Annotated in this window: 14 protein-coding genes; 8 read left to right on the forward strand and 6 right to left on the reverse strand. The window is 41.6% G+C overall.

Annotated features, from left to right (window positions below; all coding sequences use genetic code 11):
- Positions 1 to 15 precede the first annotated feature (15 nt).
- Entirely contained in the window at positions 16 to 1320 is a 1305-nt protein-coding gene (locus tag O3626_RS01525) for a PLP-dependent aminotransferase family protein (RefSeq protein ID WP_371494826.1), read from the reverse strand.
- A gap of 395 nt (positions 1321 to 1715) precedes the next feature.
- Between O3626_RS01525 and O3626_RS01530 the strand changes: the two genes are divergently transcribed.
- Complete coding sequence (locus O3626_RS01530) at positions 1716 to 2915, forward strand: MFS transporter (protein ID WP_315377385.1); 1200 nt, start codon at positions 1716 to 1718, stop codon at positions 2913 to 2915.
- A 422-nt stretch (positions 2916 to 3337) separates the two neighbouring features.
- Here the strand turns inward: O3626_RS01530 and O3626_RS01535 are convergent, their stop codons facing one another.
- Complete coding sequence (locus tag O3626_RS01535) at positions 3338 to 3985, reverse strand: hemolysin III family protein (protein WP_049491795.1); 648 nt, start codon at positions 3983 to 3985, stop codon at positions 3338 to 3340.
- Complete coding sequence (locus O3626_RS01540) at positions 3960 to 4460, reverse strand: DUF1836 domain-containing protein (RefSeq protein WP_371494829.1); 501 nt, start codon at positions 4458 to 4460, stop codon at positions 3960 to 3962. Before O3626_RS01540 ends, O3626_RS01535 begins: the two co-directional genes overlap by 26 nt.
- 66 nt (positions 4461 to 4526) lie before the next feature.
- On the opposite strand from O3626_RS01540, the gene yaaA reads away from it, so the two are divergent.
- On the forward strand, positions 4527 to 5252 hold the full coding sequence (yaaA, locus tag O3626_RS01545) for a peroxide stress protein YaaA (protein WP_371494831.1): 726 nt from the start codon (positions 4527 to 4529) through the stop codon (positions 5250 to 5252).
- A gap of 118 nt (positions 5253 to 5370) precedes the next feature.
- On the opposite strand, the gene O3626_RS01550 is transcribed toward yaaA, so the two are convergent.
- Positions 5371 to 5817, reverse strand: a complete 447-nt coding sequence (locus O3626_RS01550; RefSeq protein ID WP_049514775.1) for a MarR family winged helix-turn-helix transcriptional regulator — start codon at positions 5815 to 5817, stop codon at positions 5371 to 5373.
- 291 nt (positions 5818 to 6108) lie between these two features.
- Between O3626_RS01550 and O3626_RS01555 the strand changes: the two genes are divergently transcribed.
- The 6 genes from O3626_RS01555 to O3626_RS01580 all read left to right on the forward strand — a co-directional run bounded on the left by O3626_RS01555 (position 6109) and on the right by O3626_RS01580 (position 13510).
- A complete protein-coding gene (locus tag O3626_RS01555; RefSeq protein ID WP_371494833.1) occupies positions 6109 to 6522 on the forward strand; it encodes a DUF5590 domain-containing protein in 414 nt (137 codons plus the stop codon).
- 16 nt (positions 6523 to 6538) lie between these two features.
- Entirely contained in the window at positions 6539 to 7717 is a 1179-nt protein-coding gene (locus O3626_RS01560) for a pyridoxal phosphate-dependent aminotransferase (protein WP_371494835.1), read from the forward strand.
- A gap of 150 nt (positions 7718 to 7867) precedes the next feature.
- A complete protein-coding gene (gene asnS, locus O3626_RS01565) occupies positions 7868 to 9211 on the forward strand; it encodes an asparagine--tRNA ligase (protein WP_371494837.1) in 1344 nt (447 codons plus the stop codon).
- Between the two features lie 67 nt (positions 9212 to 9278).
- Entirely contained in the window at positions 9279 to 9995 is a 717-nt protein-coding gene (locus tag O3626_RS01570; protein ID WP_315377390.1) for a DUF1003 domain-containing protein, read from the forward strand.
- Between the two features lie 48 nt (positions 9996 to 10043).
- Positions 10044 to 11771 (forward strand): ABC transporter ATP-binding protein, encoded by a 1728-nt coding sequence (locus O3626_RS01575; protein ID WP_371494839.1) that lies wholly within the window; start codon positions 10044 to 10046, stop codon positions 11769 to 11771.
- Positions 11768 to 13510 carry an ABC transporter ATP-binding protein gene (locus tag O3626_RS01580; protein ID WP_371494841.1) on the forward strand — a complete coding sequence of 581 codons (1743 nt, stop codon included), beginning with the start codon at positions 11768 to 11770 and terminating at the stop codon, positions 13508 to 13510. The genes O3626_RS01575 and O3626_RS01580 overlap by 4 nt, the downstream gene beginning before the upstream one ends.
- A gap of 99 nt (positions 13511 to 13609) precedes the next feature.
- Here O3626_RS01580 and O3626_RS01585 read toward each other — a convergent pair whose 3' ends face one another.
- Positions 13610 to 14350 carry an amino acid ABC transporter ATP-binding protein gene (locus O3626_RS01585; protein WP_371494843.1) on the reverse strand — a complete coding sequence of 247 codons (741 nt, stop codon included), beginning with the start codon at positions 14348 to 14350 and terminating at the stop codon, positions 13610 to 13612.
- The gene (locus O3626_RS01590) at positions 14350 to 16533 is read right to left on the reverse strand and encodes an amino acid ABC transporter substrate-binding protein/permease (RefSeq protein WP_371494845.1); all 2184 of its coding nucleotides are present in this window, start codon (positions 16531 to 16533) and stop codon (positions 14350 to 14352) included. Before O3626_RS01590 ends, O3626_RS01585 begins: the two co-directional genes overlap by 1 nt.
- Positions 16534 to 16582 lie beyond the last annotated feature (49 nt).

The raw sequence follows: 16582 nt of genomic DNA on the forward strand, positions 1-16582 counted from the left end.
AGACCCTCGTATAGTCTATACGAGGGTTTCTCTTTCAAAAAAAGGCGTCAGCTTTGGTAAAACATTGGCTACATCTGCCGATTGGATCTTGGCGAGTTGATAAGGACAAGAAGTGATGTAGGCTGCTTCAAAGAAATCAAGCGGGAGTCCACTGTGTTTTAAGGCAGCAAGCGATTTAACCTGATGAAGATCTACTAGGACCCCATCGTGGGTCAGGGTCAGATGAGGTAGAAGAGAAGACTGATCCATCAAAGTCTTCAGACTTTCTTCTTCCTCTTTTTTTCTGGCGAGGAGTCGCTTTTTATTGGTCAGATACATACCGTTATCGATATAGAGGCTCAAAGCCTTTTGCATAATAAGGTTGCTATCATAGTCCAGAATTGTCTTATAGGTCAAGACAGGTTTAAGAAGGGCTTGGGGAAGGATCATGGAAGTAATGCGAAGAGCAGAAAAGAGATTGGTCGAAAAAGACTTGATATAGATAACTCGATTATTGCGATCTAGATAATGAAAAGAAGGAGCATTGCGGCCATCAAGATCTCCCAAATAGTCATCCTCGACAAGGTAGACATCATATTGATCAGCTAGTTGCAAGATTGCTTCTTTCTCCTTGGTAGAATAGCTATGACCAAGTGGGTAGTGAAAACGGGGAATCGTATAGAAAAATTTGATGTGGCCACTCTTAAAAATCTCTTCGAGTTCCTCGAGGTCAATTCCCTTTAAATTTCGTTGAATGGTCCGGTAGGCAAGTTGCTGCGAATCTAAGAGTTGATTCATCCGATGATAAGTCGGCTGCTCAATCAAGATCTGAGATTTTTTATTGGGAAAGTCAATTTGGCTGAGGATATTGAGTGCCTGTTGTGTACCAGAAGTTAAAACGATCTGATCCGCAGTCGTATAAATGCTTTCTTCCTTCAATAAGCCTTGAATCGATTGGCGTACTTCTGGTAATCCTGCTTGGTCTGAAAAATTATTAAAGAGATAATTCTCACGACCAATCAAGGTTTCATTGATACAGGTTCGGAAATCTTCAAAAGCGTGGTTGCGGTCTTTCTCTAATTTTAGTGGAAGATCCTCATGTTGGTCAGGTTCCTGCTCCAAAACATAGTAGCCACTTTGAGGTTTTGCGTAGAGTAAGTGCTGGTAGGTTAAATCCAGCAGGGCCCGTTGCACCGTATCCTTACTACAAGAAAATTGACTAGCTAGCTGGCGAACGGAGGAAATTTTCTGACCGGTCACCAGTTCTCCGTCTTGAATGGCTTTTTTTAGAACATGAATAATTTCTTGGTATTTGCTCGTCTTCATTTTGACTGTCCCCATACAGTTTTTTTTCTATTGTACAGAAATAATCACAAAAATACCACTCTGAAAATGAGTTGAAGATGGTTTTTTTTAAAACTCTTGTTTTCATAGGTAGAATCTAGTGCCGTACGACTTTTTATGATAAAATGAAGATCGTAGTGTCTTCCGTAAATAGGGTACAGTAGCGCACAGTGTATTGGGGTGCGGGATTGAACAGATGCTTACCTGTATGGCTGGTACAAGACCTATCTGTATGCAGTTCCGTATCTGTATGTGATGCATCGAATCAAACCTTTATAACCATAAACAACTACATAACTTTTTACGATCAATGAAAGAGGTGGAGAAAATGTAGGCAAATCTAGGTAAGTCTTTTAGAAACACTTAAAATATCAATTGAAAGAGGAAGAACAATGTTTAAAAGAACTTACAAACGCAATATTCCACTCTTAGCAGGTCTGGAATTCACATCTTATTTTGGAATCACTAGTTTCTGGATTTTATTTTTCATTCAAAATGGTCTTTCCTTGCTTCAGATCGGGCTATTAGAGAGTATCTTTCATGGTACTAGTCTATTGAGCGAAATTCCATCAGGCATGTTGGCCGATCGATTTAGTTACAAGACCAATCTCTATTTGGCTCGCATAGCCAGTATTGTGTCCTCTATCTTGATCTTACTTGGTCAGGGGAATTTTTGGATTTATGCGCTTGCTATGATGGTCAATGCTTGGTCTTATAATTTTGACTCAGGTACGAATACTGCTTTCTTGTTTGATTCGGCGGTAGAAGCAGGTCAAAAGGATCGTTATCTTCAGATTTCTAGCTTTTTGTCCGGAGTGGCTGAAGTCACCCGAACGTTAGGAACAGTAGTAGCCGGTCTCTTTGTTCATGGGGCCTTGGCTTGGACCTATCATATTGCCATAGGTCTTTCATTACTTTCCATTCTCTTGATTTATCTGATGAAAGAGCCAGAGAGCAAGAGAGATGAAAGAAATAGTCTGACCTTAAAACGGATATTGGTGGTAGTGAAACAAGAATGGCAGGAAAAACCAGTCTTGTTTTATTGGATGCTGACCTATCAGCTGGTAGGAACCATCATGTGTATGTTTTATTTTTACTACCAACAAAAAATCAGTGACTTAGCCAGTTGGCAAGTTTCACTCATTATGTTGATTGGTAGTGGATTCAATCTCCTAGCGGTTTATCTGGCCAGTCAGATCGGGAAAAAATGGAATAGTAACCAAGTCTTCCCAATTCTAGTTGCATTGACAGGTTTGGCCTTGCTGTTGGTAGGTTTGAAGACTCCATTCGCCTATCTGAGCGTCTATCTCTTGACCAATGCCCTTTATGCAGTTTATCAACCTATATACTACAATGATTTACAAATTTATTTGCCTTCCAGTGTACGAGCCACCATGCTTAGTATAAACTCCATGATGTTTAGTTTGTCTATGATTGTGATTTTCCCTCTGACTGGTTGGTTCATCGATACTTGTGGATTTGTAGCTGTTTTCCTTGTACTAGGCCTTGTGACCCTCCTATCTTTCCCTCTCTTACTGATTGGATTGAGGAAAATGGGCAAGCTATTAAATAAGGGGACAAAGACGGAATAAAAGCTCCATACGTTCATTTGTCCACCTATGTTAAAATAGTACATAGCATGAAATGATGGGGGAATCATCTGATGTAAACAAAAAGATTTGAGAAATCATGTAATTTCTCGAATCTCCAATGCTAGTATTGATCCCCAAAAGTTAGACAAATAATGTAAAAAAGGACTTAGTTCTGTATTGCACAGGACTAGGTCCTTTTGGTTTGTTCCTACTTCACTGATTGTGTTAGGAATCAAAATCGTCTATAAGAACTCATCCTGGTAGTTTTTTAATAGGCTGGTCTGTATTTTACTTAATCTCTCCTTCATAGGAAGAAGTCGGACAGCAACGACTCTTTCAGTTGCTTTCAAAAAAAAATACCCGAAAAATTAGATTTTTTCTATCTAACTTTTCGGGTGTGGTTTAAAAGACTAGAGGCTGTATTACATAAAGTAAACGATAGCTAAATACTGAAGGGCAGAAGCAGCAAGGATAAAGAGGTGCCAAATCATATGGAAATAGGGTTTTTTCTTGGCATAAAAGCCAGCTCCCACCGTGTAGCACAGACCACCCATGAGCATGAGCCCCCAGAAGATAGGGGTAGTTTGACTAACAATTTGGGGAATAATAAAGATAACCAACCAGCCCATGATCAAGTAAAGAGCTAGGCTGAATTTTTCATTGACTTTTTTAGCAAAGATTTTGTAGAGAATGCCAAAGATAGTGGTACCCCATTGGATTAAGATAATGCTGTAGCCCATCCAGTTGTTCATCAAGGTGAGGACAACTGGCGTGTAACTGCCTGCGATCGCAATGTAGATCATGGAATGGTCGATAATGCGAAGCACATACTTTTGAGGAGAATCATAAGACATTGCATGATAGATAGTCGAAGACAAAAACATCAAAAAGAGGCTAATGACAAAAATAGAAGTCCCAAAAGCACTAAGAAGACCGTGCTGCTCAAAGCTGTAGACTGCTGAGATCGGAAGCAGGATGAGCATAAGGAGGGCTCCAACAGCGTGGGTTACACTATTTGCGATCTCCTCACCAAAAGATAATTTTTTACTTAGTTTCATGGTATAATTCATCAGTTTCTTCCTCCTTGTTTGCTGGTTGTATATAAGATAGGGTTTCTAGATAAAGTTGAACTGTCTGACAGGCAGAGCGAATAATGGGTGCAATTGGCTCTTTTTGCTCATTGAGATAAGCAACAAAGCTATTATAGAGAAGATCCGAACTTGCCTGGTCCTGCAAGAAATTTAAGGTAGAAGCGATCTCCTGAATAGAAAAGACCGTTTTTAAGGTTGTAATAGCGATCAAGCGAGCTACCTGTCTACGCTGGTATTTCTTCTTTTCTGGTTTTTCGACATAACCATGTTTTACGTAATTGTTGATCATGGCAGCCGTCAAGCCCTTGTCTGAAGAAGAGAGGACAGGTGCACAGGTTTTATTGACATAAAGCAGGACCTGGTCGAGATAGAGGTCTAGATCGGGCAGGTCCTCCCAAGTTGGATAGGAAAAAGCGGACACGAAATCTTCACCTTTCTTTAATCTAGTTTTCATAACTAGATAATAACATTAATAAAAACTCCTGTCAAGAAATTTTGAAAAATATGGTACAATAGACCTATGAAATTATTAATTCCATCCGCTAAAGAACTGAACGAACAGGCTCGTATCGTCGAGTCCCAACCCTTGTCACACAAGACAAAAACCATCCTACAAGCTTTGAAACAATTCTCACTAGAAGAATTAGCGACCTTTTACGGGATCTCAGAAGAAAGAGCCCTAGTAGAAAAAGAAAGAATTGAGGCTTTGTTAGATGGGAGTGCTAAGACCTATCCTGCTTTGGAACTGTTTGATGGTCTGATGTACCGGAGTATCGAGCGTCAAGGCTTATCTGAAAAAGAGCAGACTTATCTTCAGGAGCATTTGTTGATCACGACTGCCTTATATGGGGTGATCCCAGCCTATGAGGGAATAGCTCCTCATCGCTTAGACTTTATGATGAAGTTAAAACCAGCGGAAAAGTCTCTAAAGGCACTCTGGCAAGAGGACTATGATCAGGCACTAGAAGGAGAGGAGGAGATCTTATCTCTCTTGTCCTCTGAGTTTGAACTGGTTTTTTCAAAAGCCATTCGCGAACGAATGATCCAGATTAAATTCATGGAGAATCGTGGTGGGACATTAAAGATTCACTCGACGATTTCAAAGAAAGCACGTGGGGCCATGGTGACGGCTATGATGAAGGAAGAAATCACCCATCTAGAAGATCTGAAATCATTAGAAGTAGCAGGTTTCTCTTATCGTGAGGATTTATCACAAGAGAAAGAATGGATCTTTGTGAAAGAATAAATAAAACTATTCCTGAGAAGCATCAGGAATAGTTTTTTGATCTGTTAGATAAAGAGAATGCACGATGAAAACTCCAAAATAGAGGATTTTGGAGTCAGAATCGTCTTGAGCTGTAGGCTTAGGCGATATGTTTGAATTTCTTCAAGAGTTCTGTCAACTCAGCTTGCTCGCCGCTATTAAAGACTTGCATCAAGCGTTGGATATTTTTAATATGATCTGGAAGAGCCTCTTCGATCTTTTTACGACCGGCATCTGTAATAGATACAACATATGCACGGCGGTCTTCTGGATCGGTTTCGCGTGTAATCCAACCATCGCGGACCATATTGCGAATAACCACAGTCATATTTCCAGAGGTCGCAAGAATGCTATCGATCAGATCTTGAATGCGAAGATCGCCCTTGCTGTACAAGGTCTCAAGGACAGAGAATTGAGTTGGTGTCAACTGGTGCTTTTTAAAGATATGGGCCTCAGATGCACGGATCAATCGTTCTGCCTTGTGGAAGACGATCATGGTTTTTAAATCTACGTTTGCTTCTTTGAATAATCTCTTTAAATTTTCCATATCTATATTTTATCAATAAATAGTATTTCTGCCTTTTAATTTTATTTTCAAATTAGTTACAGAAATGTGACAAAATAATTAAATGATAGACAAAAAATATACAAGGTGTTAATTTTAGTTTGTTTCTCAAACAATTTTATACTAAAACATTGTAACAGGTATGAAATATTAGTAACAATTCTTTCTTGAAAATCTATAGAATTCTAGGTAGCTTTGGTGTATAATGAGGGAGTGAAACAGAAAAATTATCTTTTTATCATATGGCAACATATAATAGGAGTCTGTATCTTAGTGTTGACAGTGCTTTTTTCTTGGTTATTTCTTGCTGAAAAAACTTCGGATCGCATGCAGGATCAAATGGAACAAGCAAGAAACATAGCGCTGTCGCACTCTTCGATGGCTACAATTGATACGGAGAGTTTCTTTCATGGCAAAGAAGCGTATCTTTCCTTTATTGGAAAAGACCAGGAGGGGCAAGAACTAGCGGTCTTGGTGGCGGAGGCAGATGATCAGGTCTATGCTTACCCTTTAAAAGAGGGGATCAGCCAGAAAAAAGCAAAGGCGATTGTGAAAGAGAAGAGCAAAGACGCGATTGAGCGGGTAACTTTTGGACGCTTTAAAGGCAAACCGATCTGGGAAGTTAAGTCTGGCAGATCTTATTATGTGGTGGATTTCAAGACTGGGAAAGTAACCAGTGTTTTTTAGGATTTGAGGAGGAAATATGAAATTATCAAATCGTGTATTGGAAATGGAAGAAAGCGTGACTTTGGCTGCAAATGCGCGTGCCAAAGCTTTGGCAGCTGAAGGTCGTGATATCTTGAGTTTGACGCTTGGTCAACCTGACTTTGCGACTCCAAAAAACATTCAAGAAGCAGCAGTCGCATCGATCGAGGATGGTCGGGCTAGCTTTTATACGGTAGCGTCTGGACTTCCAGAATTGAAGGATGCCATTAGTGACTATATGAAAGAGTTTTATGGCTATGCTGTCAGCCGCAATGAAGTAGTGGTCGGCACTGGCGCCAAGTTTATTCTTTATGCCTTCTTTACTTCTGTTATCAATCCAGGTGATGAAGTCATCATTCCAACACCTTGCTGGGTTTCTTATGTGGACCAGGTCAAGATGGTTGAAGGAACACCCGTTACTTTCCAAACAACAGAAGAAAATCACTTCAAAGCAACGGTTGAGCAACTGGAAGCAGCACGGACAGACAAGACCAAGGTTGTCTTGCTGAATTCACCATCTAACCCAACAGGGATGATCTACAGTAAAGAAGAACTCGAAGCAATTGGAAATTGGGCTGTCGAGCATGATATCTTGATTTTGGCAGACGATATCTATGGTCGATTGGTCTACAATGGCAATACCTTTACGTCCATTTCTAGCTTGTCAGAAGCGATTCGCAAGCAAACTATTGTTATTAACGGAGTTTCTAAAACCTATGCTATGACTGGTTGGCGGATTGGGTTTGCAGTGGGGGATCCAGAGATTATCGGAGCTATGGCCAAGGTGATCAGTCAAACAACTTCTAATTTGACGACAGTTTCCCAATATGCCGCCATCGAAGCCCTCACCGGAGACCAATCTTCTATTGAGATCATGCGCCAAGCTTTTGAAGAGCGCTTGAATACCATTTATCCTTTGTTAAATGAAGTACCTGGTTTTGAAGCCATCAAACCTCAAGGAGCCTTCTATCTCTTTCCAAATGTAAAGAAGGCCATGGAGATGAAGGGTTACACGGATGTGACGGAATTTACCACAGCAATTTTAGAAGAAGCAGAGGTTGCTTTAGTAACGGGAGCTGGCTTTGGTGCCCCTGAAAATGTTCGCTTGTCTTATGCGACAGATTTGGATACCCTCAAAGAAGCTGTTCGTCGACTCAAGGACTTTATGGAAAAATAAACATATCGGATCCTTAGCTTTGAGCTGAGGATCTTTTTCTTTAAAAAAATCAGCTTTTCACAGGTAGAATCTAGCACTGAAAGCCTCTTTATGATACAATAAAGAAGATAATGTCTTCGGACAAGTTTAACGAGAAAAGGAAGATGAAACATGACAAAACGGATTACTATCATCGAAGTAAAAGACTATGTTGGTCAAGAAGTGACCATTGGTGCTTGGGTGGCCAACAAATCAGGAAAAGGGAAAATTGCTTTCTTGCAATTGCGTGACGGAACAGCCTTCTTTCAAGGTGTAGCTTTTAAACCAAACTTTATTGAAAAATTTGGGGAAGAAGTGGGAATTGAAAAATTTGATACCATCAAACGCTTGAGCCAAGAAACGTCAGTCTTTGTAACAGGGATTGTCAAAGAAGACGAGCGCTCAAAATTTGGTTATGAGTTGGATATTACAGACATTGAAGTCATCGGTGAATCACAAGACTACCCAATTACTCCAAAAGAACACGGAACAGACTTCTTGATGGACAACCGCCACTTGTGGTTGCGTTCACGCAAACAAGTAGCAGTGATGCAAATCCGTAACGCCATCATTTATGCAACTTATGAGTTCTTTGATAAGAACGGCTTTATGAAATTTGATAGCCCAATTCTTTCTGGAAATGCAGCAGAAGATTCTACTGAACTTTTCGAAACAGACTACTTTGGAACACCAGCCTACTTGAGTCAATCTGGTCAGCTTTATCTTGAAGCTGGTGCTATGGCTCTTGGTCGCGTCTTTGACTTTGGTCCAGTATTCCGTGCGGAGAAATCAAAAACTCGCCGTCACTTGACTGAGTTCTGGATGATGGACGCTGAGTACTCATACTTGACACATGATGAGTCACTTGACTTGCAAGAAGCTTATGTTAAAGCGTTGCTTCAAGGTGTTCTAGATCGTGCTCCTCAAGCCTTGGAAACCTTGGAACGTGATACTGAGCTCTTGAAACGTTATATTGCAGAGCCATTCAAACGCATTACTTACGATGAAGCCATTGATCTCTTGCAAGAGCATGAAAACGACGAAGATGCGGATTATGAACATTTGGAACATGGAGATGATTTCGGTTCACCACACGAAACGTGGATTTCAAACCACTTTGGTTTGCCAACATTTGTGATCAACTATCCAGCTGACATCAAGGCTTTCTATATGAAACCAGTTCCTGGGAACCCAGATCGCGTGCTTTGTGCAGACTTGCTTGCGCCAGAAGGGTACGGGGAAATTATCGGTGGTTCTATGCGTGAGGAAGACTATGATGCCCTTGTAGCGAAGATGGAATCACTTGGTATGGATCGTACAGAATATGAATTCTATCTTGACCTTCGTAAATACGGTACAGTACCACACGGTGGATTTGGTATCGGTATCGAGCGTATGGTAACCTTTGCAGCTGGAACGAAACACATCCGTGAGGCCATTCCGTTCCCACGTATGTTGCACCGTATCAAACCTTAATAGACGTAAAAACGCCATTAGGCGTTTTTAACTTTTATCTGGTCCAAAAACTATGAAAGGAATTTCTATGCTGAAAAGAGATATCATTGATGGAAAAGAATATGATAGTATTCATGGTGCTTTGATTGCTGACTTGGATCATACCATCCAAACCATGTTGCAGATTTCTTATCCCGATAGTCAGATGGATGACTTTATTACCTACAAGAATTTAAGTCAGTATTGTATGGATTATTTGTCTCAGATTATTGACCGGGCGAATGAGAAAAATGAGGCGATCAAGCAACAGGTGACGGCAGTCTTGCCGATGACGGAGGCTCCCTTTAACGTTGAAGACCGCTTGACGGCTAGCTATACCTTTGGTCAGCGGGTGGCGGATTCAGTTGCACGCTTTGGCGGGTCTTGGACCTTTATTATCAGTTTCATTCTTATGATGGCAATTTGGATGTTGATGAATGTCTTGCATCCTTTTGGTTGGAATTTTGATCCTTATCCTTTCATTTTGCTTAATCTTGCCCTGTCTACGATTGCGGCGATTCAAGCTCCTTTAATCATGATGAGTCAAAATCGTGCGGCAGATTATGATCGCCTGCAAGCACGAAATGACTTTAACGTCAATATGGAATCGGAACGAGAAATTCGTTTGCTCCATACAAAGATTGACCATATGGTGCAACAAGATCAGACGGATCTACTTGAGATTCAAAAGTTGCAAACAGAATTGTTGGTTTCTTTGTCTAATCAAGTGACCCAATTGCGTCAAGAGATGAACCAAGCTAAATAAGAAGTTGACTGATCAATCATATATCCAGATAAAGAGAATGGGGAGACGATGACATCATTATTGAAGTATTTTAAGGGTTATCTAACGGAAACTATTTTAGGTCCTGTATTTAAACTATTAGAAGCTATCTTTGAATTGTGCGTGCCTTTAATCATTGCCCACTTAGTCGATCAGGTCATTCCGCAAAAGGAAACGAGCGAAGTGGTGATGATGGTCGGTGCTTTGTTTTTATTTGCTAGCTTTGGTGTCGTCGTTGCTATTACGGCTCAGTATTTTTCATCTAAAGCAGCTGTCGGATTTACCCGTGAGATGACCAAGGATTTGTATGATAAGATCTTGTCCCTTCCAAAGAACAAGCGAGATAGAATCGGTACATCTAGTTTGGTAACCCGTCTCACTTCTGATACTTATCAAATCCAGGTTGGGATCAATCTCTTCTTGCGCCTCTTTTTGAGGGCGCCGATTATTGTCTTTGGCTCTATTATCATGGCCTTTATGATCAGTCCGAAATTAACCCTTTGGTTCTTGGGGATGGTGGCCATTTTGACGCTGATTATTGTCATCATGTCCCGGATTGTCAATCCTCTCTTTGCAAAGATTCGGAAAATCACAGACAGGATGGTCACGGTGACGCGTCAGCAATTTCAAGGGATGCGAGTGATTCGGGCCTTTGGACAACAGGCTAGTGAATTAGAAGATTTTAGAGAGGTCAATCAGGACTACAAAGTCTGGCAAATTCGCGCAGGTATCTGGTCTAGTTTGGTCAGTCCCTTGACCTTCCTTGTGGTCAATACGACCTTAGTCTGTGTTATTTGGCAGGGACAATTGACCATCTCTGCTGGTCTTCTGACTCAAGGGATGTTGGTCGCTCTGGTCAATTATTTATTGCAAATTTTAACAGAATTGATCAAGCTGGCTATGCTGGTTACGTCTTTAAATGTCAGCTATATTTCAGCCAAGCGGGTACAAGAGATCTTTGATTTGAAAGAAGAAGACCTCCTAGAAGCTTTGACAGAGGAAACCGCAAGAGAACAAGAAGCGATCAGTGCAGAGGAAGTTTCTTTCACCTATCCAACGGCTTCAAGCCCAGCCCTAGAGGGTATTTCCTTTGATCTTGACCAAGGACAGATGCTGGGAATTATCGGTGGTACAGGATCTGGGAAGTCCACCCTTATTCAGTTATTGAGTCATTTGTATGACGTTAGTCAGGGGAAATTAGCCCTCTATCATCAAGGTCATTCTCCTAAAAGTCTCAAGGAGTGGCGGGAGTGGGTAGCTGTAGTCCCACAGAAGGCAGAGCTCTTTAGAGGGACCATTCGCTCTAATCTCTTACTTGGAATGGAAGAAAATCTATCGGATGATGATTTGTGGTGGGCATTAGAAACAGCTCAGGCGGCTGATTTTGTCCGTGAAAAAGAAGGACAGCTGGATGAGCCGGTTGAAGCCTTTGGTCGAAATTTTTCAGGTGGCCAACGCCAGCGTTTGACCATTGCGCGTGCTCTTTTGAAAAAGGCTCCTTTCTTGATTTTGGATGATTCGACTTCTGCCTTGGATTATTTGACGGAGGCTCGTCTCTTAAAATCGATTAAAGAAGAATTGAATGACACAAGTTTGATCTTAGTATCTCAACGCACCAATAGTCTCAAGTCGGCTGATCAGATTTTGGTCTTGAATAAAGGTCGTCAAGTAGGACTAGGAAATCATGATTTCCTCTTGTCCACGAATGAGATTTATCAAGAAATTCATTATTCACAACACGGGAGGGAGGAAGCATGAGTCAAAAACGTTCTAGTCATTTAAAACGTCTGTTTAGAGATTTTGCTCACCATCCCGGTCTCCTGATTCTAGCCAGTATCGGGACCATTGCTCAAGTAGCCTTAACGGTTTGGTTACCGATCTTGATTGGACATGCGGTTGACCTGGTCATCAATCCTCAAGGAATGAAAGTCTTATTGCCAATTTTGATCCAAATGGTGCTGATTATTTTGGCAAATACCTTGATTCAATGGATCAATCCTCTTCTCTACAATCAATTGGTCTATCGGTTTAGCCAAACCCTAAGAGAAAAAGTGATGGAAAAAGTGCATCGCTTGCCCTTGTCTTATCTGGACAAGCAAGGAAGTGGGGATTTCGTCAGTCGTTTAACAACCGATGTAGAGCAACTTAATAGCGGTCTTCTCATGGTCTTTAACCAGTTCTTTGTGGGCCTCTTAACCATTCTTGTCACCATCGTGACCATGGCAGGATTAGATTTCTTTATGATGGTAGCAGTTCTGGTATTGACCCCATTGTCTCTCTTGATTGCTCGTTTCATTGCTAAGCGCTCCTATACGCTTTTCCAAGCACAAACCAAGGCGCGTGGCCTGCAAACTCAGTTGATCGAAGAGTCTTTGACCCAGGAAAGTTTAATCCAGTCCTTTAACGCTCAGGATCAATTCCGTAAGGCTTTTAAAGGGACGAATGAAAGCTATGCCAAGTATTCCCAATCTGCTGTCTTTTATTCTTCAACGGTCAATCCTGCGACTCGCTTTGTGAATGCCTTGATTTATGCAGTGGTGGCTGGATTTGGTGCGGTTCGAATCATTTCAGGTTCTCACTTTACTGTCGGTCAATTGGTAACCTTTCTCAATTATGTCAACCAATACACCAAACCCTTTAATGATATCTCCTCCGTCTTGTCTGAATTACAGAGTGCATTAGCTTGCGCAGAGCGCTTGTACAGCGTATTGGATCAAGATGAGATTGAGGAAACCGGACATCAATTTTTGGAAACGCAGAATGTCAAAGGAGCGATTGGTTTTGAGCACGTTGCATTTGGCTATGATTTAGGACGGACCTTGATCAAAGATTTAACCATTCAGGTTCCAGCCGCTAGTAAGGTAGCGATTGTAGGGCCTACAGGAGCAGGGAAGTCGACCTTGATCAATCTGCTCATGCGTTTCTACCCTGTGAACTCTGGGATGATTACGATTGATGGGGTGCCAATTACGGACTACACCCGTGCTTCCTACCGGCAACAGTTTGGCATGGTTCTACAAGAAACCTGGCTTAAGGTCGGGACGATTCATGAAAATATCGCCTTTTCTCGGCCAGATGCGACCAGAGAAGAAGTGATAGAAGCAGCCAAAGCAGCCAATGCGGATTTCTTTATCCGGCAGTTGCCACAAGGCTATGATACCTATCTTTCAGATGCTGGAGAGTCTTTGTCCCAAGGTCAACGCCAACTCTTAACGATTGCGCGTGTTTTTCTTTCGGTTCCTAAGATTTTGATCTTGGATGAGGCGACATCATCTATTGATACTCGGACTGAGGCTTTGATTCAAGATGCCTTTCATCAGCTCATGAAGGGACGGACCAGCTTTATCATTGCTCACCGCTTATCGACCATTCAAAATGCCGATATGATCCTTGTCATGGTGGATGGCGATATTGTTGAGCATGGCACTCATGAAGAGCTAATGGAAGCGCAAGGTGTTTACTACAAGATGCAGACAGCTCAGCAACAGATTTGTTAAAATGAAAAGCATTTTCAGGTTTGAAAATGCTTTTTTAGTCTAAAAAAACATCTAGCAATTTTGCTAGATGCTTCAAAAACCAATCGTTAGTTTATCTTTTTAAACATTTAGAACCTTATCTAAGAATTCTTTCAAACGTGGGTGTTGGGGGTTGTCGAAGATTTGGTCTGGTTTGCCGTCTTCGAGGAATTCACCATCTGCGGTGAAGATGACGCGGTTGGCTACTTGGCGGGCAAATCCCATCTCGTGGGTGACGATAATCATGGTCATCCCTTGCTTGGCCAAGTCCTTCATAACGTTCAATACATCTCCAACCATCTCAGGGTCAAGGGCAGAAGTCGGTTCGTCAAAGAGCATAATATCTGGATTCATGGCAAGTCCACGTGCGATAGCCACACGTTGTTTTTGACCACCGGAAAGACTATTTGGATTGGCATCGGATTTATCTGCGAGTCCAACTTTTTCCAACAATTCCATTCCGACTTTTTGAGCTTCTTCGCGAGTCATCAGTTTGTGCTCTACTGGCGCAAACATAATGTTTTCAAGGACGCTCATGTGCGGGAAGAGGTTGAAGTGTTGGAAAACCATCCCAATATTTTCACGGACCAAATCAACATTGGTTTTTGGATCGGTTAGATCATATCCATTTACGGTAATTTGACCTTTTGTCACTTCTTCGAGGAGATTAAGACTACGAAGGAAGGTCGATTTACCAGAACCGGACGGCCCGATAATACAGACCACATCCCCTTCGTAGAATTTTGTTGAGATTCCTTTTAAGACCTCATTTTCACCGTAGTATTTGTGGAGGTCATGGACATCAATTTTTAATTTAGCCATTAGTTAACCTTCTTTTCTAATTTTTTTGCAAATCGTGTTAGCAAGGTGATAATCACGAGGTAGAAGACGGCAAGGATAGCATACATCTTGAAACTTTGGTAGTTTCGAGCGATGATGATCTTACCAGTTTGGAAGAGTTCTACCAATCCGATCGCAGAAACGATAGTCGTATCTTTCAGGGCAATGACGAATTGGTTCACAAAGTTTGGAAGCATGAGTTTGGTTGCTTGTGGCAAGATGATCTTACGCATGGTCTTGCCATAAGAGATTCCAAGGCTTCGGCTGGCTTCCATCTGTCCAATCGGTACAGCTTGGATCCCCCCACGGACAATTTCTGCGATATAAGCAGCAGCATTGAGGGAGAGGGCGATGGTTCCTGCAACAAAGTCGTTGATTGGCGATTGATGACCTGTGACAGACTCAATCAGGTTTGGAATTCCCCAGAAGATGAAGGCAGCAAGGATCATGAGTGGGATTCCACGAATAACATCGACAAAGAATTCTGCTGTCCAGCGGAGCCATTTATAAGGGCTAACACTAAACATCCCAAAGATAACACCGATCACCATAGCAATCGCGAAAGAGAGAAGTGCAAGGGCAAGGGTTACACCCAAACCACTTAGCAATTGTTTGTAGTTGTTTTGGAGCAAGCCCCAGATTGTTGTTTCATCTACGGCTGTACTTGAAGTACTTGATTTGCTATCTGACTTAAGGTATTTATCGAGAATCTTTTGGTATTGGCCATTTTTCTTCAAGTTTGCAAGACCGTTGTTGAACATCTCGATCAATTCAGGATTTTCACCTTTTTTAACGGCAAATGCTAGTTGACCACTTGGAGTTCCTTCGATAGGTGTTTTGAATTTACGTCCTTGTTTAATGGCGTATTTGATAACCGGTTCGTCATCCATAATCGCAGCGACAGAACCAGAATTCAAACTGTCATACATAGAAGCACCGTCAGAGAAAGTTTTGATCTTGTAGCCATATTTATTTTTATTCTTTTCAAGGAAGGTCTGCGATGCAGTTCCGTTTTTAACACCGACCGTCTTCCCTTTTAAGTCATCGTAAGAATCAATCTTGCTATCCTTTTGGACTGCAAGAATAGAGTTAGCAGTATAATATGGTTCAGAAAAATCAAATGTTTCTTTCCGAGCATCGGTCACGGTCATCCCTGCGATCATTCCTTGCGCATGACCAGATTGGACATCACTTACCGCAGCGTCAAATCCAGGGTTATCAATTTCAATGGTAAATCCTTGGTCTTTGGCAATGGCCTTGATCAAATCCATATCGATCCCTGTATACTTATTTTTCCCATTCTGGAAAACGAATGGTGCAAAGGAAGAATCACTTGAGATACTATATGTTGATTTTTTAGGGGTCGCTTTTTGACCAGCAGGAGTAGTTGTTGTTGGAACGGCACTGTTAGCAGTTGCTTGGCTTTCCCCTGTCCATTTCTTAATAATCTTATCAAGTGTTCCATCAGCTTTCATTTGAGCGAGGGCCTTGTTAAATTCAGTGATCAACTTTTCATGATTGCCACCTTTTTTAACACCAAAGGCAAAGCCACCGACTGCTTCCCCGTCCATATTGATAGCTAGGTCCTGACCCTTTTGGATGGCATATTGAATGACGGGTTGATCATCCATGACTGCATCCACTGCACCAGCTGTTAAACTGTTGTACATGAGATCACCCGTATCAAAAGTCTTGATCTTGTAGCCGTACTTGTCCTTGTTTTTATCGAGGAAGCGTTGAGCTGCAGTACCGTTTTTAACACCGACGGTCTTCCCTTTTAATTGGCTGTACTTCGTGATTTTGTCAGCTTTCTTCGTCGCAATGACAACTTTTGTATCGTAGTAAGTATCAGACATGGTGAAGACTTTTTCACGTTCAGTTGTTTTGGTCATTCCGGCCATGATGGCATCCGCTTGACCAGCTTGGACAGCATTGACTGCAGCATCAAATCCAGGGAAGGATTTATCTAAATCCCAGCCATTGATTTCAGCGACCTTGTCCAAGATTTCTACGTCAATTCCTTTATAGGTTTGATCTGAATCTTTAAATTCAAATGGTGCATAAGCTGTGTCGAAAACGACCTTGATCGTTTCAGCATGAGCATGACCAGCGAATGCTACCAGTGGAAATAAGAAAAGCAAATAGGCTAGTAATTTTTTCTTCATTTCTGTCTCCTTTTTCTTCATTTCTCTTTGGGTGTTTGACCCATGAGTG

The sequence above is a fragment of the Streptococcus sp. 20925_1_77 genome (assembly GCF_041432125.1).
In the GTDB taxonomy this organism is placed as follows: domain Bacteria; phylum Bacillota; class Bacilli; order Lactobacillales; family Streptococcaceae; genus Streptococcus.